Source organism: Candidatus Magnetominusculus dajiuhuensis (genome assembly GCF_046044395.1).
Taxonomy (GTDB): Bacteria; Nitrospirota; Thermodesulfovibrionia; order Thermodesulfovibrionales; family Magnetobacteriaceae; genus Magnetominusculus; species Magnetominusculus dajiuhuensis.
Window position 1 is genome coordinate 1 of sequence record NZ_JBJUSG010000034.1, and the last position, 22586, is coordinate 22586.

The 22586-nt window shown below is 48.3% G+C and carries 23 protein-coding genes, 2 tRNA genes and 1 pseudogene; 16 read left to right on the forward strand and 10 right to left on the reverse strand.

Annotated elements, in window-relative coordinates; all coding sequences use genetic code 11:
* Positions 1–207: 207 nt before the first annotated feature.
* The 5 genes and pseudogenes from AB7D94_RS06495 to AB7D94_RS06515 form a co-directional block, all read left to right on the forward strand.
* Positions 208–402 (forward strand): annotated as a pseudogene (locus tag AB7D94_RS06495) (transposase); the annotation flags it as partial.
* Positions 403–666: 264 nt separating this feature from the next.
* Positions 667–2478, forward strand: a complete 1812-nt coding sequence (locus AB7D94_RS06500; RefSeq protein ID WP_420264927.1) for an alginate O-acetyltransferase AlgX-related protein — start codon at positions 667–669, stop codon at positions 2476–2478.
* Positions 2479–2621: 143 nt separating this feature from the next.
* Positions 2622–2927 (forward strand): hypothetical protein, encoded by a 306-nt coding sequence (locus AB7D94_RS06505; RefSeq protein ID WP_420264928.1) that lies wholly within the window; start codon positions 2622–2624, stop codon positions 2925–2927.
* 34 nt (positions 2928–2961) lie between these two features.
* Positions 2962–3378, forward strand: coding sequence for a DUF948 domain-containing protein (locus AB7D94_RS06510; protein WP_420264929.1), 417 nt, complete (start codon positions 2962–2964; stop codon positions 3376–3378).
* On the forward strand, positions 3365–3796 hold the full coding sequence (locus tag AB7D94_RS06515; protein WP_420264930.1) for a YtxH domain-containing protein: 432 nt from the start codon (positions 3365–3367) through the stop codon (positions 3794–3796). The genes AB7D94_RS06510 and AB7D94_RS06515 overlap by 14 nt, the downstream gene beginning before the upstream one ends.
* Positions 3797–3883: 87 nt before the next feature.
* Here AB7D94_RS06515 and AB7D94_RS06520 read toward each other — a convergent pair whose 3' ends face one another.
* Entirely contained in the window at positions 3884–5086 is a 1203-nt protein-coding gene (locus AB7D94_RS06520; RefSeq protein WP_420264931.1) for a cofactor-independent phosphoglycerate mutase, read from the reverse strand.
* 192 nt (positions 5087–5278) lie between these two features.
* Between AB7D94_RS06520 and AB7D94_RS06525 the strand changes: the two genes are divergently transcribed.
* The gene (locus AB7D94_RS06525; RefSeq protein WP_420264932.1) at positions 5279–6061 is read left to right on the forward strand and encodes a response regulator; all 783 of its coding nucleotides are present in this window, start codon (positions 5279–5281) and stop codon (positions 6059–6061) included.
* Positions 6062–6814: 753 nt separating this feature from the next.
* On the opposite strand, the gene hisE is transcribed toward AB7D94_RS06525, so the two are convergent.
* The 5 genes from hisE to AB7D94_RS06550 are packed head-to-tail and all read right to left on the reverse strand — an operon-like array spanning position 6815 to position 10145.
* On the reverse strand, positions 6815–7105 hold the full coding sequence (gene hisE, locus AB7D94_RS06530) for a phosphoribosyl-ATP diphosphatase (protein ID WP_420264933.1): 291 nt from the start codon (positions 7103–7105) through the stop codon (positions 6815–6817).
* A complete protein-coding gene (hisI, locus tag AB7D94_RS06535; RefSeq protein WP_420264934.1) occupies positions 7086–7460 on the reverse strand; it encodes a phosphoribosyl-AMP cyclohydrolase in 375 nt (124 codons plus the stop codon). The genes hisE and hisI overlap by 20 nt, the downstream gene beginning before the upstream one ends.
* Before the next feature lie 25 nt (positions 7461–7485).
* On the reverse strand, positions 7486–8349 hold the full coding sequence (locus tag AB7D94_RS06540) for a Crp/Fnr family transcriptional regulator (RefSeq protein ID WP_420264935.1): 864 nt from the start codon (positions 8347–8349) through the stop codon (positions 7486–7488).
* Entirely contained in the window at positions 8349–8654 is a 306-nt protein-coding gene (gene cutA, locus AB7D94_RS06545; protein WP_420264936.1) for a divalent-cation tolerance protein CutA, read from the reverse strand. The genes AB7D94_RS06540 and cutA overlap by 1 nt, the downstream gene beginning before the upstream one ends.
* A gap of 15 nt (positions 8655–8669) precedes the next feature.
* Positions 8670–10145, reverse strand: coding sequence for an MBOAT family O-acyltransferase (locus AB7D94_RS06550; RefSeq protein ID WP_420264937.1), 1476 nt, complete (start codon positions 10143–10145; stop codon positions 8670–8672).
* A gap of 193 nt (positions 10146–10338) precedes the next feature.
* Between AB7D94_RS06550 and rpiB the strand changes: the two genes are divergently transcribed.
* The 4 genes from rpiB to AB7D94_RS06570 all read left to right on the forward strand — a co-directional run bounded on the left by rpiB (position 10339) and on the right by AB7D94_RS06570 (position 12240).
* Positions 10339–10794: a ribose 5-phosphate isomerase B gene (gene rpiB, locus AB7D94_RS06555; RefSeq protein ID WP_420264938.1), complete on the forward strand. Its 456-nt coding sequence runs from the start codon at positions 10339–10341 to the stop codon at positions 10792–10794.
* 4 nt (positions 10795–10798) lie between these two features.
* Positions 10799–12031 (forward strand): serine hydroxymethyltransferase, encoded by a 1233-nt coding sequence (locus tag AB7D94_RS06560; RefSeq protein WP_420264957.1) that lies wholly within the window; start codon positions 10799–10801, stop codon positions 12029–12031.
* A gap of 55 nt (positions 12032–12086) precedes the next feature.
* Positions 12087–12157: transfer RNA gene (locus AB7D94_RS06565), tRNA-Gln, on the forward strand.
* A 7-nt stretch (positions 12158–12164) separates the two neighbouring features.
* Positions 12165–12240 (forward strand) — tRNA-Glu (locus tag AB7D94_RS06570).
* Positions 12241–12295: 55 nt separating this feature from the next.
* Here AB7D94_RS06570 and AB7D94_RS06575 read toward each other — a convergent pair.
* From AB7D94_RS06575 to murQ, 4 genes are all read right to left on the reverse strand, one after another.
* On the reverse strand, positions 12296–12538 hold the full coding sequence (locus AB7D94_RS06575) for a hypothetical protein (protein WP_420264939.1): 243 nt from the start codon (positions 12536–12538) through the stop codon (positions 12296–12298).
* Positions 12535–13230, reverse strand: coding sequence for a hypothetical protein (locus AB7D94_RS06580; protein WP_420264940.1), 696 nt, complete (start codon positions 13228–13230; stop codon positions 12535–12537). Before AB7D94_RS06580 ends, AB7D94_RS06575 begins: the two co-directional genes overlap by 4 nt.
* Positions 13231–13381: 151 nt before the next feature.
* Positions 13382–14527, reverse strand: a complete 1146-nt coding sequence (locus AB7D94_RS06585) for an anhydro-N-acetylmuramic acid kinase (RefSeq protein ID WP_420264941.1) — start codon at positions 14525–14527, stop codon at positions 13382–13384.
* Positions 14521–15387, reverse strand: a complete 867-nt coding sequence (gene murQ / locus AB7D94_RS06590; RefSeq protein ID WP_420264943.1) for an N-acetylmuramic acid 6-phosphate etherase — start codon at positions 15385–15387, stop codon at positions 14521–14523. Before murQ ends, AB7D94_RS06585 begins: the two co-directional genes overlap by 7 nt.
* A 41-nt stretch (positions 15388–15428) precedes the next feature.
* Here murQ and mltA point away from each other — a divergent pair, with 41 nt between their 5' ends.
* The 6 genes from mltA (at position 15429) to metG (ending at position 22499) form a co-directional block, all read left to right on the forward strand.
* Positions 15429–16577 carry a murein transglycosylase A gene (mltA, locus tag AB7D94_RS06595; protein ID WP_420264944.1) on the forward strand — a complete coding sequence of 383 codons (1149 nt, stop codon included), beginning with the start codon at positions 15429–15431 and terminating at the stop codon, positions 16575–16577.
* A 117-nt stretch (positions 16578–16694) separates the two neighbouring features.
* Entirely contained in the window at positions 16695–17741 is a 1047-nt protein-coding gene (locus AB7D94_RS06600; protein ID WP_420264945.1) for a uroporphyrinogen decarboxylase/cobalamine-independent methonine synthase family protein, read from the forward strand.
* A gap of 40 nt (positions 17742–17781) precedes the next feature.
* On the forward strand, positions 17782–18387 hold the full coding sequence (tmk, locus tag AB7D94_RS06605; protein ID WP_420264958.1) for a dTMP kinase: 606 nt from the start codon (positions 17782–17784) through the stop codon (positions 18385–18387).
* The gene (locus tag AB7D94_RS06610; RefSeq protein ID WP_420264946.1) at positions 18378–19481 is read left to right on the forward strand and encodes a DNA polymerase III subunit; all 1104 of its coding nucleotides are present in this window, start codon (positions 18378–18380) and stop codon (positions 19479–19481) included. Before tmk ends, AB7D94_RS06610 begins: the two co-directional genes overlap by 10 nt.
* A gap of 2 nt (positions 19482–19483) precedes the next feature.
* The gene (locus AB7D94_RS06615; RefSeq protein ID WP_420264947.1) at positions 19484–20527 is read left to right on the forward strand and encodes a PSP1 domain-containing protein; all 1044 of its coding nucleotides are present in this window, start codon (positions 19484–19486) and stop codon (positions 20525–20527) included.
* Between the two features lie 49 nt (positions 20528–20576).
* A complete protein-coding gene (gene metG / locus AB7D94_RS06620; RefSeq protein WP_420264948.1) occupies positions 20577–22499 on the forward strand; it encodes a methionine--tRNA ligase in 1923 nt (640 codons plus the stop codon).
* Positions 22500–22586 lie beyond the last annotated feature (87 nt).

Sequence of the window (22586 nt, forward strand, 5' to 3'; positions counted from 1 at the left end):
CATCGGGGCTGTTTGGACTGGATAAAGTGAGGGAGCAGATTAATCACAGGGTATTGAAGAGAGATGGGATAAAAGAATACACGTTGGATGCTGACGCTACGGAGGTAATAGGGGAAAAATAGGAAGCACACTTTACATACAAGGGCAATAAGGGAGCCGATGCTTGGGTTTTTATATGAGGCCAATCTGTGCATATTATGATGAGTTCAGAGAGGGGATGCGGAGAATTGTAACAAAGAGTTAAAAGGTGGATTTGCAATGGAGCGTATGCCTTGTGGCCAGACATATGCCAACGCGGTGTTTTTCAGGATAGGAGTGATAGCGTATAATCTATTTATAGGATTTAAAAGGTTGTCATGTTCTGAGTCGTGGGCAAGGCATACAATAACAACATTTCGTTGGAATCGGAAGAGGTATGTTTAAAAAATGAGAAGTTATGTAATATTAGTTAGTTAGGATAAGTGTTTTATTGTTTATGATACACAACAATGGAATGGCAATATTATAAATGATAAAAATGCCCCAAAAAACCCTTTATATTGGCAGGTGCAAATTCCTATATCGGAGCTTGGGGTAAGCGGTTGGCGCGAAACTTACCCAAACACTATGTTATAATAGCCAATTGTTGTTTAGCTGTCAGCGTTATAGAGGAGATTTAAGCCTTTAATGATTATAGATAACAAGTCGTGGCCTAAGTCAAAGGACTCGCTTATCAGGTTTTTTTTTAACGAGCTGCTTCTTAAGATACTTATCGCCCTGCTTACCTTCGGTGCGGTTTACCTGTTTTGCGAAAAACTTAACAGCTTTCTGATGATCAGGGTTTATATCAACATGAGGTCTTCTTATGACAACAACCCACGGATTTATTTCCACAATCAAAAGGGAGACTTTGACAGAGAGAAGCTTGTAATGGCGCACATTGACCAGTCTGAGGGGTTTGTGAACCTAAAATTCAAAATCCCGGAGGAAATCAAAGACCCCATGGTGATGAGTTTGTTCGTGGGCGAAAAGGAGGGCGTCATAGAGATAAAAAGCATCCGGATGGAAACGCTATTCAAGCGCTACCAGTGGTCTGCCGCCGAGATATTGAAGGAGTTTGTGCCTAATGAAAACATCTCCGGATATGAATTAGTTGACGGCGTACTTCGCATAACTACCAAACGCAATACTCCGTTTATCAGCAACTGGAATATTGGAGGCAAGTACGAGCAACTGCAGCGCTCTATTGACAAGCATTATCTGTCATACGTATTTGGCGCGGGGGCAGCCCTTATAGCCTTTTTCATCTTATCGAAAAAACGCTTTCCAGTTGTTGACCCAAGGGGGAAATCCATTTTCAGCATATCTACGGCGTCGGTATTCGCCTTGTTTATCAGCCTGCCGTTTATGAGTACGATTTTTCTTATAACCTATAAAGTTGATATAACCGAACAGAGAACCCTTGCCAGAAAACCACCGCTGAAAAACCTTGAAGACCTTGCCAGGTTCACCGAGGATTACACCCAATACTATGAAGACAACTTCGGGTTTCGCGAGATGCTGATACGATGGAACAACGAGTTTAAGGTGAAATGGTTAAACACTTCGCCGATGCAGGAACAGGTAGTGTTCGGGCGTGATGGGTGGGTTTATCTGTCCGCATTGAACATAATCAATGACTACAAAGGCATTAAACAGTTTACAAACGCCGAGCTGAGCGATATTAAGCATACCCTGCTGGAGAGACAGAGATGGCTTGCAAAAAGGGGTATGAAATACTATGTGATAATAGCGTCCAACAAGGAGACTATCTACCCTGAATACCTGCCTGATTACATAAGAAAAACCGGAGGAAAGACCAGGGCAGAGCAACTTATGGAATATATGGATAATTCGACAGTTAAAATAATCAACGTAAAAGACGCCCTTGTCAATGCAAAGCCGGGCGGACAACTGTTTCACAAGACCGACACCCACTGGAATAGCTACGGCGCGTTTTGGGCTTATCGGGAAGTAATGAAATCAATGGGCTTCCCCGGCTCGCAACCTATGGACATATCAGAATTCAGTTTACACAAGAAATACATAAAAGGTGGCGACCTCTACAAACTCCTGTCCCTGTCCGACCTTTATACCGATGAAGATATTATCTTTCATCATATAACACCTTATAGAAGCGTGCTGGGCAAACCGGGCGACTACGCAAACCCCTGCTGGGACCCAAACACCCCAATAGTTGTCAAGGAAATTGACGATAAGCGTCTGCCAAAAGTCGTTGTCTTCAGGGATTCCTTTTTTATTAACATGCTGCATTATTTCTCGGAACACTTCCAGCGCAGCGTATTCCTGTGGACGATGACCTTTGATAAGGATATAATAGAGAAAGAACACCCCGACATCGTCGTCACTGAATTCGTAGAAAGAGACATTGACAGGCTGGGCGATAAGAAAATAAGAGAGCTGACCAACCCTGCCACACCAGACAATAAAACCAAATAATCTCCCCGCGTAGAATAATTTTACTTTGGCTTGGCAATTTTACCCCCTTGTCTTGACATCTGAATTAACGAGGTGTTACAATACCTCGAAGGGTCACATAACAGGGGGGACATTTATGGAGAAATGTTTATGGAGGAATATCTATGGCAGATCTAACGATATTGGAAGGTCAGGGAAGGGATGTAAAGCGCTATGTCCTGATAGGTTCATTTTTAGGCGGCCTGCTCGGCGCTACCGCGGCCTTGCTCTTATACCCGCAGCCTTCTGAGAACAGATTAAAGACGATAACAGACATACAACGCGACCTTTTCAGGCCGGTACGGAACAAGTTTCGTGAGATGGTGGAACACATAGGCGATTCCCTGATAAAGGCGATAGACGACGCGGCGGCAAGCGCGGCAGCCGATAAACTCTACGCCGAGGACGAAGACCCCGATTTGAGGGATTGAGTTCAACGCTGATTCAGATGGAGATTGACAAACAATGGATGTAATGCAGTTTTCGCTGTGGGCGGTAGTGGTAGTGTGCAGCGCACCGATATTAATTCAGATAGCGAGGATGATAGGTTCGCTTATTGAGCTGATCAGGACGACGAGCTGTTCACTCAGGGATTTTGCGAACGAAGTGGTGCAGACAGTTAAAACAACTAACCGCATCCTGTCAACGGTTGACGAAATGGTCGTGGGGATAAAGGAACTTGTGTCGTCTTTAAAAGAACTCGGCGCAGGCGCGAAAAAACTTGGTGGGACACTAAAAGAATCGTCCCAATATGTAGCTAAGCTGCTTGGCCAGACAACCGGCCTGATTGCATTGATAAAATCAACCATAGGCATATTTACGAAAGGTGTAATAAAAAAAGGAGAACATGATAGCAAAGGAGGACATAATGACAAAGAATGACCAAAAGGGAGTATCAGGGGTATTTCTTGCCGCGGCCACATTGGTAGGAAGTTTGGTAGGGGCGGCCCTAGGCCTTGTACTGGCACCGCAGTCCGGAGACAAGACCCGCGCTAAGATTCGCGAATCCTATGACAGCGTCGTAGAAAACGTAAACTCTGTCATAAAGAAGGTAGATGATACATTGCCTGATTTTGTAACAAGGGTAAAAACCGAACTTCAGGATGTGCCCGACAATGTAAAATCTGAGCTGTTGACTTTAACAAAAGACACCGAAGATAAAATAAACAAGGCGGTAGAGATGAGCAGCTCATATCTTGCGGACGTAAAGAGCACTATATCCTCGACATTCGACGGAGGCAAGAAGACCCTGTCTTCGACAATTGAAGAAGGGAAAAAGATGGTGTCAAGAAATAAATAAGATCAGAGAAAGAACAAGTGCAAAAGATAATCGGACGAGGCCTCGCCCGATTATCTTTTTTTAAAAGTGCTTTTTTTAAATATGGCTTTAAAAGTGCTTTATAAAGCGGCTCATCAATGTATGGCCTTCGCCAATGAAGTCAGCATCCTTCAATGATGCTATCCCTTCGTCGTAGGAAATGTTATTAGTTTTCACGTTGCGGCTGTCGTATATGACAAACGGCACGGGTGCGTTGGTGTGGGTTTTGAGTGCGATAGGGGTTGGATGGTCTGGCATAAGCAGAATCTTATAATCGCCCATACCTTTCAACAGTCTTAGTACCTCGCCCACAACGAGGGAGTCGAAGTCTTCGATGGCGCGAATCTTATCTGCAAGTCTACCGGAGTGCCCGGCTTCGTCAGGAGCCTCGACATGGATATATACAAAATCCCTGTCATTCAGAGAATCAACCCCGTATCGGGCCTTACCTGTGTAGTTGGTGTCAAGGTAGCCAGTGGCACCGGGTACGTCTATTACCCTCAGCCCGGCGCAGACACCGAGTCCTTTTGTGAGGTCAACGGCGCTTATCAGAGAGCCTTCTATGCCATATTTTGCTTTAAAGAGCGGCATATCGGGGCGTTTTCCCTGCCCCCAGAGCCATATACTGTTAGCCGGGGGTTTCCCAAGTCTCATTCTCTCAATATTCACGGGATGGCCTTTCAGGATTTGCTGCGATTTCGACATAAGTTCTAGTAACAAACAGGAGCTTTCCCCATTTGGTAAATATGACAGTATCGGTTTGCCGGTTATGTCGTGTGGGGGGGTGCAGGACATATCCACCGGGCCATCTTTCCAGACCATCAGGTGCCGGTAACTTATGCCCGGGTAAAAGTGGATTTTGTCGTCGGCTAATCCTTTGTTGACAGCCGTGATTAATACCTTAGCCTCCTCCGATGTTATATGCCCGGAGCTGTAGTCGGCCATCAATGTCTCTTCTTGTGCAAAATCGAGACATACGAGATTACACCTGAAGGCGGCATCGCCTTTATCAAGAGAAACCCCCATGCTTGCGGCCTCAAGCGGTGCCCTGCCGCAGTAGTACTGCCGCGGGTCGTAACCCAGAATACTCAGATTTGCGACATCAGAGCCGGGTGGAAACCCCTCAGGGACAGTCCTGACCATTCCGACGGTTCCCCCTGAGGCAAGCGAGTCCATATTGGGAGTGGCGGCCTTTTGTAACGGCGTCATTGCCCCAATGGCCTCAAGCGGCATATCGGCCATCCCGTCGCCTATCAGTACGATGTATTTCATCCAGCGCTATTCTGACATTATATAAAACATTTTATCAATGGCCAGTTTCACTTTTTTTACCCGTCACAATTGATTTATTTCTTGACAAATTCCTTCCCGATACTCAATAATAGCATTAGGAGCGGTGCAGCTCAGACTGAGGAAGAGGTATCGTGGGAGCTGGCCGTTGTTATAATCAAGGAGGGCGGAGTTATGTCGGACAAGGGAAAGCAGGCGATACTGTGTGTGGATGATGAGCAGGATATCCTGGACTCATTGTACGATACATTTATGGATACATATGATGTAAAGACGGCTATCAATGGTGTTGAGGCATTAAACATACTCACGGAGTCTGAGATAGCGGTTGTCATATCTGACCAGAGAATGCCGATAATGACGGGGGCGATGCTATTGCAGGAAGTAAATAAGATCAAACCCCGCTGTAAGAAGGTGCTGTTGACGGGTTACTCCGACATTGACGCGGCTGTTGACGCCATAAATAAAGGTGCGGTTAACAAGTACATCCACAAACCATGGGATGAGCATGAGCTTATCGAGACGGTTGAGCATTTAATCAAGATGTATAATGCCGACGAATTCATGAACAAGATGATAGAGGACAGCAAGAAGATCAAGACAAAGATAGATAAATGGAAATATCAGTCCGACTTGCTGGAGCAGTTCATAGACAGTTGCCAGATGGGGATATGTGTCGTTGACGCGATGGAGAATATCGTGATGGTTAATAAGCCTGGCCTGAAACTCCTCAAATACGACAGCATTGATGCGATTAAAGATAAAAAGGTAGATACTGTTTTTATTATTGATAGCAATAAGAGACAGGCGTTTCGGGAGTTGTATGAGAAGGGGACGTTTTACCAGTTGTTGGAGGTAAAGCAAGCCGATGGCAACACTGCGGGGTTGCAGGCAAGCCTGACATATCTTACCGATGAGAAAGGCGTAAAGCAGTTAAGAGGAATATTATTTAATTAGCAATAGCCGGAGTTCTGAAGCCGCCAACGAGGGGATAATCCCCCGTCTTGTCGGCGGCAGCCCAAAATAAATAGACAAAGCGTGGCTATATTTACGGGTGAGGGGTGTTACCCTCACGGTAATTTCTTTCTAACGAATAATACAGGTTATCATGGGAAGTTGCAATGGTTTCCAGACTATTCTTTTCTTTGGCTGTCATTCCGGCTTGCAGACTGTGTCATAATTATGTGGAATAATTCGTATTGCATTATCGATAATTATTATCGAAAAGTTATTCCAAGTTGCAGACAAATGAGTTAATTAGAAAACTGTGTGATGATATTTTTCAATAAATTACATTATTCATCGGAGTTTCCATTGATTATTATGTTGTTCCATGCTTAAAATAACTGGATTCCTGCTTTCGCAGGAATGACAGACCAAAGAATATGCAATCTTTGACCTACTTTTGTTATTAGAAAAAAGTCATAGGTCGAAATGCCAATACAGTGATAGGCATATAACCATATGTTTTATATGTTTTGACTTTTTTTGTAAAAAATAATTATGACACAGTCTGTTGTCTGGAATCTATCCTTAATATCTCAGAATATGCAAAATCATCTTGGAACAACCACTTAAGGGACGATTCCGGACAAGCCGGAATGACAAAAAGGGACAAAGATGACAACAAACTAAGCAACTACCGCTTACTTATGATGGAGAACAAATTTACCGTGGGGTTACCCCCCTTCGTCTTTGATCTTTTGTTCTTTAATCTTTAGTACTTCTGCCGTTAAGTTCCTGATAGATGTCATCCGGCGAGATGTCCTCGCGGGCCATAAGGACGAGTGTGTGATAGCACAAGTCTGAGAGTTCTTCAATGATGCGCTGCCTGCCCTGTCCCTTTGCGGCGATGATTACTTCTATGGCCTCTTCGCCGAACTTCTTTAGAATCTTGTCCTTACCTTGTGCGAACAAGGAGCATGTGTATGAGCCTTCAACAGTATGCTCCTTCCTTTCCAATATCAGACGATAGAGTTCTTCAAGGGTGTTTTTTTCCATACACATCTTCCTCTGAGAACACCTTTTCGGCTATTTCTGTGCCGTCACTGTTTCTATAAAAGCAGCTTCTGTGTCCTGTGTGGCAGGCCCCCGGGCCATGTTGGATTACCTTTATGAGCACGGTGTCGCTGTCGCAGTCTATGAGGATTTCCTTTACCTCCTGCACATGCCCGGAGGTCTCGCCTTTTTTCCAAAATTTTCCCCTTGAGCGCGACCAGAAATGAGTATATCCGGTAGCCACTGTTTCACTGAGAGACTGGGCGTTCATATAGGCCATCATCAAAACGGCCGAATCCCGCGCGTCCTGTATTATTACGGGGACAAGCCCTTTTTCGTCATACTTTATTGAAGTCATCTTCTCTCCTTTTGAGTTCAATTATTTAAACTACGTCATCCATTGATGGTTCAGGATGTACGGCGTGTTTTCTTTCGCTTACAAGTTCTCTGTGCGTTTGCTGGAGCTTGTAAACGAGCCTTTGAATGATAAACAGTAAAATATGGTAAGCGGCCTTTGGGTGTTCTTTCAGGAAATCCAGGAATTTTTTTCTGTCGAAACGCAAAAGGACACTTTCCTTTTCGGCGGTTACGTTAGCCGCTCTCTTTTCCTCTTCATATATGGAAGACACGCCGAACACATCGTTGTTGGAGAGTGTATAGATGAAAATCTCTTTGTCCCAGTCATCGGGATTATTTTTTGTTACTCTGAGAAAACCGGAGACGACGCAATAAAAGCATTCAGCCCGTTCACCTTCATAGATTATTCGTTCATTTTCTTTACACATTACTTTTTCCGAAATGATGGCAAGGGCCTCAAGCGACATGTCGCTTATAGATTGGAACATCTTCACGCCACGCAGGATATCGCTCAACTCTACAAACCTCTCCATAGTTTGGCGAAAGGACTTCAACTCTGACACCATAACGTCTTCGGAGATAGTGCCCATGTTCACGAGGATTTCTCCGATATGTGGTCTCACCTTTTCTCTCTCATTGAGTATTTCAGTAACTTGAGCGCGAGTAAGATAGCCCTTTGCAAGGGCTGTTTCCTCGAAAGAAAGGTCGGTGTTTGTCTGCATAGTCAATATCTCATAGACTTTCTTCATATCGAGACAGTCCATGTTAAGGGCGGCCTCAATAAAGGGCGGAGTCTTTTCGCTCTGATACTTGAGGGCATATAATATGTCCTCTTCTGCTATCAGCTTTTTTTTAAGCAGGTAATTACCGAAAAATAGTTTGTTTTCCATCACGAGTTAAGCCACTCCATGTACTCCTCATTGCCTTCCACTATGGGCAGGGCAATGATCTCTGGTACGGTATATGGGTGAAGCCCTTTGACCTTTGACATTAGGGCAGAGAAATTCGCCTTTTTTGCCTTTATTATCAGCAGCAGCTCCTGTTCATCCTGCACCTTGCCTTCCCATAGGAATATGGATTTAATATCATGCACGATGTTGACGCACTTTGCCAGATTTGCGCTGACGAGGGCATCAGCTATGGCCGTAGCGACCGTCTCATCGGGTACGGTTACTAAGACTATGTAAAAATCCATCAGTTCAATCTCCTCCTAAAACCTGAAATAGATAAACGGATTATATGTGCCCGTTGCCAGAGACATTGAACAGAGCAGGAGCACCAGGAAAAGAAACCCTATATACAAACCCGACATGCTAAACTTAAAGATATCAGACAGAAAAAGATTTCCCTCTATTACGATTTTCAGTCTTTCATAAAGCGCACCCATCAAGGGCAAAACCGGCGCAGAGAAAATAATAGCAACGGGAAGGACAATAAGTATCTCATTGTTAAGAAACGCGCCCATCGGATATAACATGCCACCTCCGGCACCAAGTCCGGCCATCGCCTTTAGAAATGCCGCGGCGTATTGAAACGTATCCGCCCTAAAGAATACCCAGCCAACAAGGACAATAGAGAGTGCGTAAACGTGGGCAATGGGTGGCCACACCCGCTTTAAGAGTTTCTCCAGGCCTAGCCGTTCAAGCACCATGAACAGGCCGTGAAAAAGTCCCCATACGACAAAATTCCAGCTTGCCCCGTGCCAAAACCCCGTGCAGAAAAACACTATTATCAAATTCAGATAGAGTCTCGCCGTGCTTACGCGGTTACCCCCAAGCGGCAAGTAGAGATAATCCCTGAACCACCTTGACAACGATATGTGCCATCGCTGCCAAAACTCGCGAATGGATTTCGCTATGTATGGGTAGTTGAAGTTCTCCAGAAACTCAAAGCCAAACATCCGGCCAAGTCCGATTGCCATGTCTGAGTAGCCGGAGAAGTCAAAATATATCTGAAGACTGTATGTCACCACGCCAAGCCACGCAAGAGGCGCTGTGAGTTCATGGCTGGGGATAGCGAAAATCTTGTCAGCGACGCCTCCCATGGCGTTTGCTATGAGGACTTTTTTCCCAAGTCCGAGGACAAACCGCCGCACACCGGAGGCAAACTTATCAATAGTCGTTGCGCGGGTAAGGAGCTGTGTTGCCACATCGTGATATCTTATTATCGGGCCTGCCACCAATTGCGGGAAGAACATGATATAGAGGGCAAGATTTGGCAGGCTGGCCTTTTTGACGTCTGTGTACTCTCCCTTTGTTTGCTTTCTGTAAAGGTCTATAACATAAGACAGGCTGTGAAACGTATAGAAGGAAATGCCCAGTGGCAGATGGACTTCCTTCATGACTATTTTTTCATAACCGGCATAGACTACGAGGTAGTTTAAATTATTAACGATAAAATTCGCGTATTTGAAAAACACAAGAAGAGACAAGTTTGCAATTACCGCGTAGGCCAGTGCCCTCTTAGGGGCAATCAGGTGTGAGTCTTCAAGCAGGAAGGCAAAGAAGTAGTTTATTAAGATTGACAGGAGCATAAGGAGTAAAAACGCCCCTTCTCCCCACGCGTAAAACAACATGCTCACCGCGAGCAGGAATACGTTTCGAACCTGGGTGTTTTTAAGGCTGAGGCCGATAAGCAGCGTCAGCGGAAGAAAGAGAAACAGAAACAGAGGCGAGCTAAATACCATGTGTCAGTATGCCCGCGCAGGCCGCGTCAAAGACGAGCCGCCCATGCTCATGGAATTATCTAACCGCATTGCCATATCACCGTGGGGATTTTAGCCTTTTTCAACCAAAAAACGCAAGAACCATGCCCGGAGGCAATTAAATCCTTGACAATGGCTAAAACAGTGATTTATCATACCCCTTGGAGATTTTCAAATGGTGATAGCGATAGGGAGTGACCATGCCGGTGTCGAACTTAAGGCTCAGATATGTGGGCTGTTAAAAAGTGAAGGCATTGAGGTAAGAGATGTCGGGACGAGCGGCAAGGCGTCGGTGGATTATCCTGATTATGGAGCGAAGGCGGCTGAGGCCGTGTCCAGGGGGCAGGTTGACGCGGCGGTGCTTATTTGCGGCAGCGGGATAGGCATGTCCATAGTAGCGAACAAGTACAAACACGTACGGGCGGCGCTGTGCCACGACGCATTTACGGCAAAGATGAGCAGACAACACAACAATGCCAACGTATTAGTGATGGGCAGCAGGGTAATCACAGAGGAGTTGGCCGCCGAAATACTAAAGGCATGGCTTCACTCGGAGTATGAAGGCGGGCGGCACGAGCAGAGGCTGAATAAAATCTCAATAATAGAGGAATCCATTGAATCAAAGACTTGACGCAATGAAGCAGGCTGACCCTGACATATACGAGGCAATAATGGGGGAGCTGCAAAGGGAGCAGGATAAGCTGGTATTGATAGCGTCGGAGAACTATGCCTCTCCTGCGGTAATGGAGGCGCAAGGCTCAGTATTTACGAACAAATACGCCGAGGGCTATCCAAACAAGAGATACTATGGCGGCTGTGAGTATGTTGACATAGTGGAGTCACTGGCGATAGAACGTGCGAAGGGAATTTTTGCGGCGGAGCATGTCAATGTCCAGGCGCACTCTGGTTCACAGGCAAACATGGCGGTGTTTTTTGCCGCGCTCAGGCCTGGAGATAAGATATTGGGCATGGACCTGCGTCACGGCGGGCATTTAACGCACGGGGCGGCCGTGAATTTCTCTGGAATGATATATGAAAACGTATTCTACGGCGTTGATAAGGAGACGGGCTATATAGATTACGAGGCCGCAAGAGAGCAGGCGCTGAGGCACAGGCCAAAGATGATAGTGGCGGGGGCGAGCGCGTATTCAAGAATAATAGATTTTGAGAGATTCTCAACAATAGCGGCTGAGGTAGATGCGATGTTGTTAGTGGACATAGCGCATATAGCGGGTTTAGTTGCGGCGGGGCTGCACCCATCGCCCGTGCCATATGCGGACTTTGTCACATCATCAACGCACAAAACCCTGAGGGGTCCTCGCGGCGGGATGATCATGTGCAGGGGCAAATACGCTAAATCGGTAGATAAGGCGGTGTTTCCTGGTGTACAGGGCGGGCCGCTGGTGCATGTCATAGCGGCAAAGGCTGTGGCGTTTAAAGAGGTGCTAACCGATGGGTTTAAGGAGTATCAGGGGCGGATAATAAAGAACGCGCATCGCCTGAGCGAGGAGTTAAAGGGCAGGGGATATAAAATAATATCAGGCGGTACGGACACGCATTTGATGTTGGTTGACCTAAGGAGCAAGGGCGTTACGGGCGTAGAGGCCGAGCAGGCGCTTGACCGTGCTGACATAACGGTGAATAAGAATTCAATCCCATATGACGATAAACCGGCAACTGTGACAAGCGGCATGAGGTTGGGCACACCGGCGTTGACGACACGGGGCTTTACAGAGGAGGACATGGCGGTGGTGGCCGACATAATAGATAAAGTGATTACCAACCCTGCTGAGGCCCGTAACGTGGAAGACCAGAGGCAACGCGTCAGGGAGCTATGCAAAAAGAAACCAATCTATGAAAACCTGTAGCGGCAGCGCATTTGACATGAGCCGGGGGGATTAATTACAATAGTGGTTGAAAGGATGGGGAGTCGTCTAATGGCAGGACAGCAGACTCTGGATTTGCCTGTAGGGGTTCGAGTCCTCTCTCCCCAGTAAAAAAGGTCCCATCGTCTAGTGGCCCAGGACGTGGCCCTCTCAAGGCTGAAACACGGGTTCGACTCCCGTTGGGACCACCAAATACTAGCTCAACGCACTTAGAAATGTATCATAACGGATGTTCCCCTTCCTTATTTACCGTTTAGGCGGTTGCCCATCAGGACGCGGTTGCCTGGCGGCGTTGAGTACGCGGCGCAATACAGGGCTACCGAACAACGGGCGCTCGCACAGTGAGCGTGTTTTCTCGGCAACCTCACCGTATGGGTCTGCCCGAATTACGGTAATCAATGCCACCCAGTCAGGAACCTCGCCCCTGTCTATTATGTCCTCAATTGCCGCAATCGTGAATTCCTCATGCGTCAGGTGGCGGTGCTTCATGTGTCAAATCCCTCCTCTAACTTGTCATGGGGCAGTTTTTGGCCCGCCGATAATGGAGCAACACCTAACGCCTTCTCGCAAACAATTAGTAACATGTCAGACAATTTGCCGCATATATCGGAGACATACCCCCATTGATCAAATGGAGGATGAACGCCCTTGTATTGCGCAAGGTCAACTTTATCAAGGTCATAGGGCGGCGGCGCGGCAAGCTGCGTTATCAGTTGAGTGCGCACAACCCACGCTCTGCCGCTCTTTTGCGGGTAGAGTTCATCCATGCTCATCAGCGCATGAGCGGCGGCCTCAAGCCCCATGTGCGCCGTGAGAGCGGCCAAATCGAGGTAGTCGCGCGTTGCATTACGCTGCAAACAGAGAAACGCCTTGATTCGCAGCACTTCCGGCAATGTCGGCAAAACCACATCATGGCCGCCCACATGCATGACCGTGGTTTCCAAAGGCCGCTCACGCCGCAATTGACGCACACCCGTCTCAACGCCATCCAGAGATCCAAGGATTAAAACCGGCCGTTTGACACGAGCCGTCTCCCATCCGGAAACCGCCTCCAGTTCAGACAAAACGGTATCGAAGCGCTCACGGAGATCGGGCAGAACATGGTCGTGGTCAAACGAGAAACGATGCCCAGCGTAAAGTGCTGAAGCCGTTCCACCGACAAGCACAGCCTCAGGCAACACGCTTTGCAGCCGGCAAAGTGACGCCAGCACGGCTTCCCATGCGTGCCCTTTCACACCGGAGTGTTCGTCATTTTGGCTCATAATCCATTATATCACAAAGAGTTACAGATGGCAATGTTTCACTATGCAGACATCATATACCCGAATAAACTCATCGCGGCAGGGTTATCTTTCCCAGTACAACCTCGCGCGCGGCGCCGGTTGCGGATGGTAAATTGCCCGGCATACACCTCAACGTCCTCATCCCCAGAATGGCAAAGCATACCGCCTCTCTTGCCTCCGCCTCAATTCCATATTCGCCGATATTCCTTAATTCAATGCCCCGCAATAATTCACGCAGGAGGCCCATCAGAAACAGATTTTTTGAGCCTCCACCGGCCGCTATAAGCTCATCCGGCTTGTACGGGGTTATTGATTTAAATATTGTTCTGGCAGTCAGGTGCGCCAAGGTTGACAGTATGTCCTCCGGCGGCAGAGAACTCCATCGCGCTACTATGTCCTCGGCCATGCGTGTGCCGAAGAGTTCGCGGCCTGTGGATTTTGGCGGACGCCTCTTGTAGTATGGATGGCTTAGCAGCTCAGTGAGCATGGTTTCGTTTAGTCGCCCCTTTTTTGCCATAGAGCCGTTTTTGTCGAATGTCTGTTTTCCATTTGAGAATATCCTTACGGCCTCGTCCATCAGGGCATTGCCAGGGCCTGTGTCAAAGGCTATGGTATCTTCTGGTCTTTCCCCAATTATCGTTACGTTTGCGATGCCACCGATGTTCAGCACGGCGCGCGTACTTCCCGATTTTTTAAATAACAGGTAATCGGCAAGGGGCACAAGCGGTGCGCCCTCCCCACCTGCGGCCATGTCCTTTGTCCTGAACCCGGAGACGGTAACTATCCCCGTGCGCTCTGCTATTACGGCCGACTCCCCTATCTGAAGCGTAGAACCGCCGCCCTTTCCATTTGGCGGGACGTGGCAGATGGTCTGGCCGTGTGACGCGATGCAGTCTACGTCTTTGGGGTCAACCCCGGCGAGTGCCATTACCTTAAGGGCCGCCTTTGAAAATACCTCGCCAAGCGTAAAATTCAACCTGCATATGTGTTGGGTATCCCCTGTGAAGGCCTGCCTGACCGCGTCTCTTAATTTCTTGTCGTACGGCATGTGTAAGTGTCTTATTACCCTGACTTTGATGTGGCTGCTGTCTGTATCCTTAATCTCCACCAATGCCGCGTCAACGCCGTCATGCGACGTGCCGGACATGAGGCCAACAATCAAAAAGGCGTCTTTTTCTGAAAACCCGCTCAACACCGGAGTGCCTCTCTGAGTGAGCCGCCGGATTTGTCTAATAACCCGACGGCCCCGGCGAAGTCTACGCCCTTTTCGTGCATGACGATGGCCGTTTTGGCATTCCCCCGCGCCCTCTGAAACAGCTCAGCGGCGGGTTGCGGCGTAAGGCCGGTAAGTTCACAGATTATACGCATTGCACGCTTCTTTAGCTTCGTGTTAGAGGGGATTACGTCAACCATATAACCCTTATAAACACGCCCAAGGCGAATCATGGTTATGGTGGAAATCATATTAAGAACCATCTTTGTGGCCGTCCCCGCCTTTAGTCTTGTCGAGCCGGCCACGATTTCCGGGCCGACGGCGATTGATATAATGCCGTCAAGGAAACCGTATGTGTTGTCGCCGCAGGTCAGAAGCCAGCAGCGGCAGCCGCGTCTTTTGGATTCCCTCAGGGCGGATAAGACAAAGGGCGCGCCCCCACTTACCGTTATCCCTATTACCATATCAGCGGCTGTAATTCCTTTGGCGGCACGCACACCCGCAAACTCGTCGTCCTCAGCCCCTTCCACACTTTTGGTAAGGGCGCGCGGGCCTCCGGCAATTATACCGCGAATAACATGAGGCGGTGTGCTAAACGTAGGAGGCATCTCAGAGGCGTCAAGCACACCAAGCCTCCCACTTGTGCCGGCACCGACATAAACAACTGAACCGCCCGCCTGTATCGCCTTAACGGCGTCCTCTACGGCAAGGCATATGGCCTTTTTTGCCTTCTTTAGCGCCCTGGCGATTTTGGCGTCCTCATCGTTCATAAGCATAAATATCTCCGCCGTTGACATGGCGTCTATGTCGGCAGAGCCGGGGTGTAGCTCCTCTGTTGTCATGGCATTATTCTAACATTTTTGTTACAATATATTTCATAACTATGATGAGGATTTTATTAAGATATGCCGTGTTGACGGCAGTTGTCCTGTTTGTCGTCGGCTGTACGGGGGCCACGATTAAACCCGCACCAATATCACAGGCTATGTTTAAGCTTTCCACAGGCCAATATCCGGAGTTCAGCGACGACACCTCCATTGAATCATTAAAGGATGCAATAAAACGAAACCTCAAATATTTAGACGCGCTAAAGGCCGATTACGTCTTCAGGTACGGTGATGATTCCTATACGGCGCGAGAGATAAGAGATTCGCTTGTGTATTTTATGTCAATCCTCGACGCCTCCAGAGGCGATAGCCAGATGCTTAATAAAACTATACGGGAAGAGTTCACGGTATATGAGGCGGCAGGAGCGGACGGCCTTGGCAAGGTGTACTATACGGGATACTATGTGCCAGTACTCTATGGAAGCAGGACGAAGGGCGGACGCTATATCTATCCCCTTTACGCGCTGCCAAAGGACTTGGTAAAGGCAGACGGCGGCAGGGTTGTCCCCTACTACACGCACGAGGAAATCTATAAGGGGGCGCTTGCGGGCAGGGGGCTTGAGTTATTATGGGTGGATAGCCGTGTGGATTTATTTTTTTTGCAGGTTCAGGGTTCAGGGACGATAAGGTTTGAGGATGGCAGCGAGGTAAACGTAACCTACGCGGGATCAAACGGCCACCCGTACCGCCCGGCTGGAAAGATACTCGTTGATGAGAATAAGATCCCGCTTCCTCAGATGTCGCTGGTGGCCATAAAAAAGTACCTCGCCGGGCACCCTGAGGATGTTGACAGGGTGCTGTTTTCAAATCCCAGCTATGTGTTTTTTCGTGAATCGAGGGAATCAGCAATAGGTTCAACAGGGGTGTCGCTTGTTGATGGGCGTGCGATTGCCACAGACAAGAAAATATTCCCACAGGGGGCGCTGGTATATGTATCCACGAAAAAGAGCGAATTCGCAGAGGAGGAAGGCGTAACCGGCCAGAGCGCCCTGACGCGTTTCGTGCTCAACCAGGACACAGGAGGGGCGATAATAGGCCCGGGCCGGGCAGACTTTTTCTGGGGCCGGGGCAGAACCGCCGAACTTCAGGCCGGTTATATGAAATACAACGGCACCCTGTATTTCATTGTGAAAAAGAGGAAATAACAAAATATCCTACCATTATAAAAACGCCTCATTTGCCCGCAACGTGGTAAAAGGTTTATGTCAAGGTGATGATGGCACTTGTAACAACCCGCCCTGATAGGTTATTATCTACACACTATGTTACACGAAAGATTCCCGAACCTTACAACGACCGGCATTGGAAGTCTCCCCCATGAGGATGCAGGGGAGGCGTGTGCGGCAATCATTGAGAACTTTGATATACCGTTTTGGCCTCAACTGCCTCGCAGGTCATTTGCCGAGTCTATGGTCATGCAGTACTCTGAGGGTATGCCTTTTATTAAAATAGATGAATCACGAGAGCGCGTATGGATAGAAAGACAAGAGGACGACGCGCCTCTGAGGCAATTTTACGAGGCATATGCCGTTGAAATGCCCGTCTCGGCCATATCTCCGTCCTATGCCGCAGGGTTTTATGAGATGTGCAGACAATTACAACAAACGCCGTCCCTGCAATCAGGCAAGAAATTACCATTTATAAAAGGCCATATAACCGGACCCCTGACCTTTACCCTTGGATTGAAAGACCGTGACGGCAGAGACATTTATTACGACGAGGAACTCAGGGAACTTGCCCTCATGCTGTTAATCTCAAAGGCCGCGTGGCAGGTAGAGAAACTTAAGGCGCTGGCCTCAACCGTAGTGATCTTTATTGACGAGCCGGTGCTTTCCTCAGTTGGCTCAAGTACATATTTAGGGGTTTCAGAGTCCGAAATCAAGCGGCTGCTAAAGGCGGTCATTGACGGAGTGAAACAGACCGGCGCTGTGACTGGCCTACACTGTTGCGGCAACTGTGACTGGCCGATGGTTTTTGATGTCAGGCCGGACATCATGAACTTTGACGCATATGGGTATTTCGACGCCATTGATATCTACCGTGATGTGATGGCCGACTATGTGTCAACCGGAGGCATGATGGCCTGGGGGATAATTCCTACGACAGACGCGATAAGAACTGAGGACGCCCAAGGGATAAAGAGAAAATTCATGGAGCGTTACGAGAGGCTTCAAAAGTATAACAACTTGCTTGTCTCTAACCTGATACTTACACCATCATGCGGCACAGGTTCGTTGAGCACGGCGGAGTCAGAGAAGGTATTTTCCCTCCTGAGGGGATTGAAGGATTACCTTATGGTAACGCTTTAATGTATCACTTGAGGAGGAGGAACCCGCGATATTTATATCTATTGAAGGCATAGAGGGGGCGGGCAAGACTACACAGGTTCGCATGGTGTCGGAACGGTTGCGCGCGCGGGGCATTGACGTAGTTGCCACATTTGAGCCAGGCGGGACTGAAATAGGAAAGAGGATAAGGGAAATCTTACTTGATAAAAGTTTGCAGCAGATGTCGCCGTTGACGGAGCTCCTGCTATATAACGCGGCAAGGGTGCAGCACATGGTTGAGGTGATTTCTATCGCTCTGGACAGACACACCGTTGTTATCACTGACAGGTTTACGGATTCAACCCTGGCCTATCAGTGCTACGGCAGGGGGCTACAGGAGCGGCTCATCATGGACATTGACAAGATAGCAACAGGGGGCATTCGCCCTGATATGACCGTCTTGCTTGACCTGCCGCCCAATATTGGCCTTGGAAGAAATAAAGATGCAAATAAAACAGATCGGTTTGAGGTTGAGCCGTTGGCGTTTCACGAAAAGGTTCGCGCCGGGTTTCTTGAATTAGCGAATAGTGAGCCAGCCCGTTTTAAAGTCATCAATGCCACGGCAGACACTGCCGTTGTCACCGAAGAGATAGTTGCGGCAATAGAGGAAAGACTGCAATGCCGTTAAATGGATTGATGGGACAGCCGAGGGCGATTAGAATCCTTGGCGGAATGCTTATGACCGGCAGGATAGTTCCGGCTTATTTATTTACCGGTGCGCCCGGCACGGGAAAGAAAACGGCCGCATTTTCCTTTATAAAGGCGATGAACTGTGAAGACGGCGGCTCTGTAAGGGAAGGGAATTTTTGCGGCAGATGCCGCTCTTGTAAAAACACGGACTTGCTTGTGCATCCTGACCTGAAGGTGATGGCCCCTGAGGACACCGTTAAAAAGACCGGCAAGACCGGCAATGCTGACAAGGCTGACAACCCCGACAATGCCGGGCAACCCAAGGAGGCCAGCAGGGTTATACAGATAGATCAGATCAGGGAGGCCGTTGATTTTTTGTCAACCAGCGCTATGGAGTGGAAGGGAAAGGCCATCATAATCAAAGACGCACACGCGATGAATGTTTACGCGGGAAATGCCTTTCTTAAGACGCTTGAAGAGCCTCCTGCGGGCAGTATAATCGTGCTGATTACCAACAAGGAGGATGCCGTATTGGACACTATACGCTCAAGGTGCGTTAAAATACCGTTTGTGCCGCTTTCTTTTGAGGTATTACGGGCGATAGCGGACAAAAATGGTGCCTCACCAACAGACGAACAGCTCGGCCTGTCAAACGGAAGCGCCAGTGCCATGTTAAATGACACCCTGATAAGTGGGCGCAACAGGGCGCTGCTGATGTTCACAGAAATGGTCAACGGAAATAAGACACACCAATGGAAGGACAGACAGGAGATGGCCCTCTGGTTTGAGGCCACGATGTCATTTCTGAGGGATATGGCAGTGCTGAAACTGGGACAAGGCGGCACAGCCCTGGTGAACATGGACAAGAAGGCAGAGTTTGCCAACCTGTGCAAGGCCGTGGATATAGAAGTGATAGTGGATTGTTATGAAACCTTATTTAGCCTGAGCAGGTATTTTGCGGTGAATATTAACAAGGGTATTGTGTTTAACTATACAGCCTTAAAACTGAGAGACGTTTTTGGACGGGTTACACCCTCACAGAGGGGCCGCAGCAGCGCGTCTCAGGGTGCGTTTAGGGAAGGGGTTTATTGAATATGCCTACAGTTGTCGGTATCAGATTTAAGAAATGTGGTAAGATTTACGATTTCGAGGTAGACGGGTTGACAGTAAAGGTTGGAGATTTCGTCGTAGTGGAATCAAGTTTTGGCCTGACCATAGGAAACGTAGCCATAGGCGAGAAAACCATAGAAGTCGCCGATAAGGAGTTAAAAAAGGTCATCCGCAGCGTTACCGAGGAGGACATCAACGCAAAGGAAGGCAACGACTTGCTGGAACAGCAGACAAGAGAGTACTGCCTTGAGAGGATTGCCGCGCGTGTACTTCCCATGAAGCTGGTGTATACGGAGGTAACGCTTGACAGGCGGCGCATAGTGTTTTACTTTACGGCTGATGGCAGGATAGATTTCAGGGAACTTGTGAAAGACCTGGCCTCAAGGTTCAAGACACGAATAGAGATGCGCCAGATAGGCGTAAGGGATGAGACAAAGTTCATAGGGGGAATAGGTATATGCGGCAGGGAGGTATGCTGCCGGACGTTTCTGTCAAATTTTGCACCGATTTCTATAAGAATGGCAAAGAAACAGGACCTTGCCTTAAATCCTGGCAAGTTATCAGGGCTTTGCGGCAGACTGATGTGCTGCCTGGGCTTTGAGGTAGATGATTTCAGGGCAGAGGACGCCATAGTGATAAAGGAAGACATAGCTATAGATGAACTAATCGGGGAAGAGAAATGCGGGTTCTGTATTAACGTTGAAGGTGCGGCGGTGGCACCGCAATCCGACGGCAATGAGGTGTCAGAATCTACCCCGGATACCGCCACGGCGGCATCGAAAAATCGTGACCGCAGGAAAAAGCAATTTATCAGGAGACCCTCCACCGCCACTGCGGCAAAAGAGACGGCTGCGGCAAAAGAGGCATCTGAGACAAAGGCTGGTGGCAGTGCAGACACCACCCCGCAAGAACCGGTAAAACAGGAATCCCCCGCAGACGCATCAAAGGACACACCAAGTGAGACAAAGCCCGGCGAGAAGAAAAATAAATGGAGATACAGGAAATTTAAGGCCAAAAAGAAACAATAACAACACAGAACCGTAACAACACATAACAACACGGAGGTCATACGTTATCATGGAAGAAAAATCTGTGGAAGTAAAATCTTTTTATGTAACAACCCCTATATATTATGTAAACGATGTCCCGCATATAGGACACGCATATACGACGGTTGCGGCAGATATATTGGCAAGATTCAATAGATTGATGGGGCGCGGCGTGTTTTTTCTTACAGGCACTGACGAACACGGCCAGAAGGTACTTAAAGCTGCACAAGCCGCAGGATTAACCCCCTCTGCACATACAGACAAGCTCTGCGAGAATTTCAAAAAACTCTGGACAAGGCTTGACATTACAAATGACGCCTTCATAAGAACAACCCATCCTGACCACATTTCGACAGTCCAGGATTTCCTTCTTCAGCTCTTCAACAAGGGAGAGATTGTAAAGCGCCGCTATGAGGGTTGGTACTGTACGCATGATGAGCGGTTCTGGACAGATAAAGACATAAAGGACGGCATCTGCCCCGACTGTGGCAGGGCGGTTGAGAAGATAGAAGAGGAGAATTATTTTTTTCTTATGTCGAAGTACCACGACAGGCTCGTGACGCACATAAAGGACAATCCCGGCTATATAATGCCCGAATCAAGGAGAAACGAAGTCCTTGGATTCCTAAGGTCAAACGCCCTCGGAGATTTATGCATATCGAGACCAGCCCAGCGGCTCTCATGGGGTGTGCCTATGCCGTTTGACAATAACTATGTGACTTACGTATGGTTTGACGCCCTGATAAACTATTACTCTGCGACGCGCTATTTAAGCGGCAATAAGAAGGATTTCTGGCCAGCCACCGTTCATATAGTAGGAAAGGATATCCTAACAACCCACGCGGTGTTTTGGAGCGCTATGTTGATGGCTTTGGATATACCCCTGCCTAAGCGCCTGTTCGCCCATGGGTGGTGGACTATGAAGGGTCAAAAGATGTCGAAATCTCTTGGCAACGCGGTTGACCCGTTTAAAATAATAGAAAGGTACGGGGCGGACGCGCTGAGGTATTTCCTGTTTCGCGAGGTAACGTTTGGCCTTGACGGGGATTTCTCAGAGGAGGCGCTTGTGGGGAGAATCAATACCGACCTTGCCAACGACCTTGGGAATCTGGTCAGCAGGTCATTTGCCATGCTGAATAAGTTTTTTCAAGGCAAGATACCAACTCCCGACGCAGCGGAGATCGAACTAAAAACCCTCGCTGAGGATATTTTATTGAGCATAGCCGACCATCTCAATAACCTTGCCTTTCATAGGGCATTAGATGATATATGGACGCTCGTAACATATTTAAATAAATACATTGATACAAACAAGCCCTGGGTACTTGCCAAATCCAGCGAAACAGAGGGCAGACTGCGCACGGTTATATATTCATTAATGGAGGGCCTCAGGTTTGTGAGCCTGTACCTCTATCCGTTTATGCCGAAATCAATGGCGATGCTCTACAACCATTTAACGAATGGGGACGCCTCAATAGTAACCCTTCCCGAAGTAAGCCAATGGGGCCTGATTGAAAAAAATATGCAGATTAAGGAGATAGAACAGATGTTTCCAAGGATTGAAACAGAGATCAAGCCGCCTAAAGCCCCTCAAGCCTCAGTGCCACCTCCTAAGGAGGAGGGCATCATAGACATCATAGACATTGCCGACTTCGCGAAGGTAAGGCTCAAGACCGCGAAGATAATTGCCGCTGAGGCCGTGAAAGGCTCAAGCAAGCTCATTAGATTAACGGTTGACTCTGGCGGGGAGCGCCAGGTGGTGGCGGGCATAGGAAAGCACTACAAGCCGGAGGAGCTGCCCGGCAAGACAGTGGTTATAGTGGCAAACCTCAAGCCTGCAAAGCTCATGGGGGTTGAGTCACAGGGGATGGTGCTGGCCGCATCTGACGCCGAAGGGCTAACGCTGATAACGGTAGACAGAGAAATCCCCCCTGGTGCACTGGTAAAATAGAAAAAACCACCGGAGCACTGAGGCCGCCAACAGGCGGCAGCCCAAACGCAATAGACAAAACATTGGCAAAACTACGGGGTGAAGGGG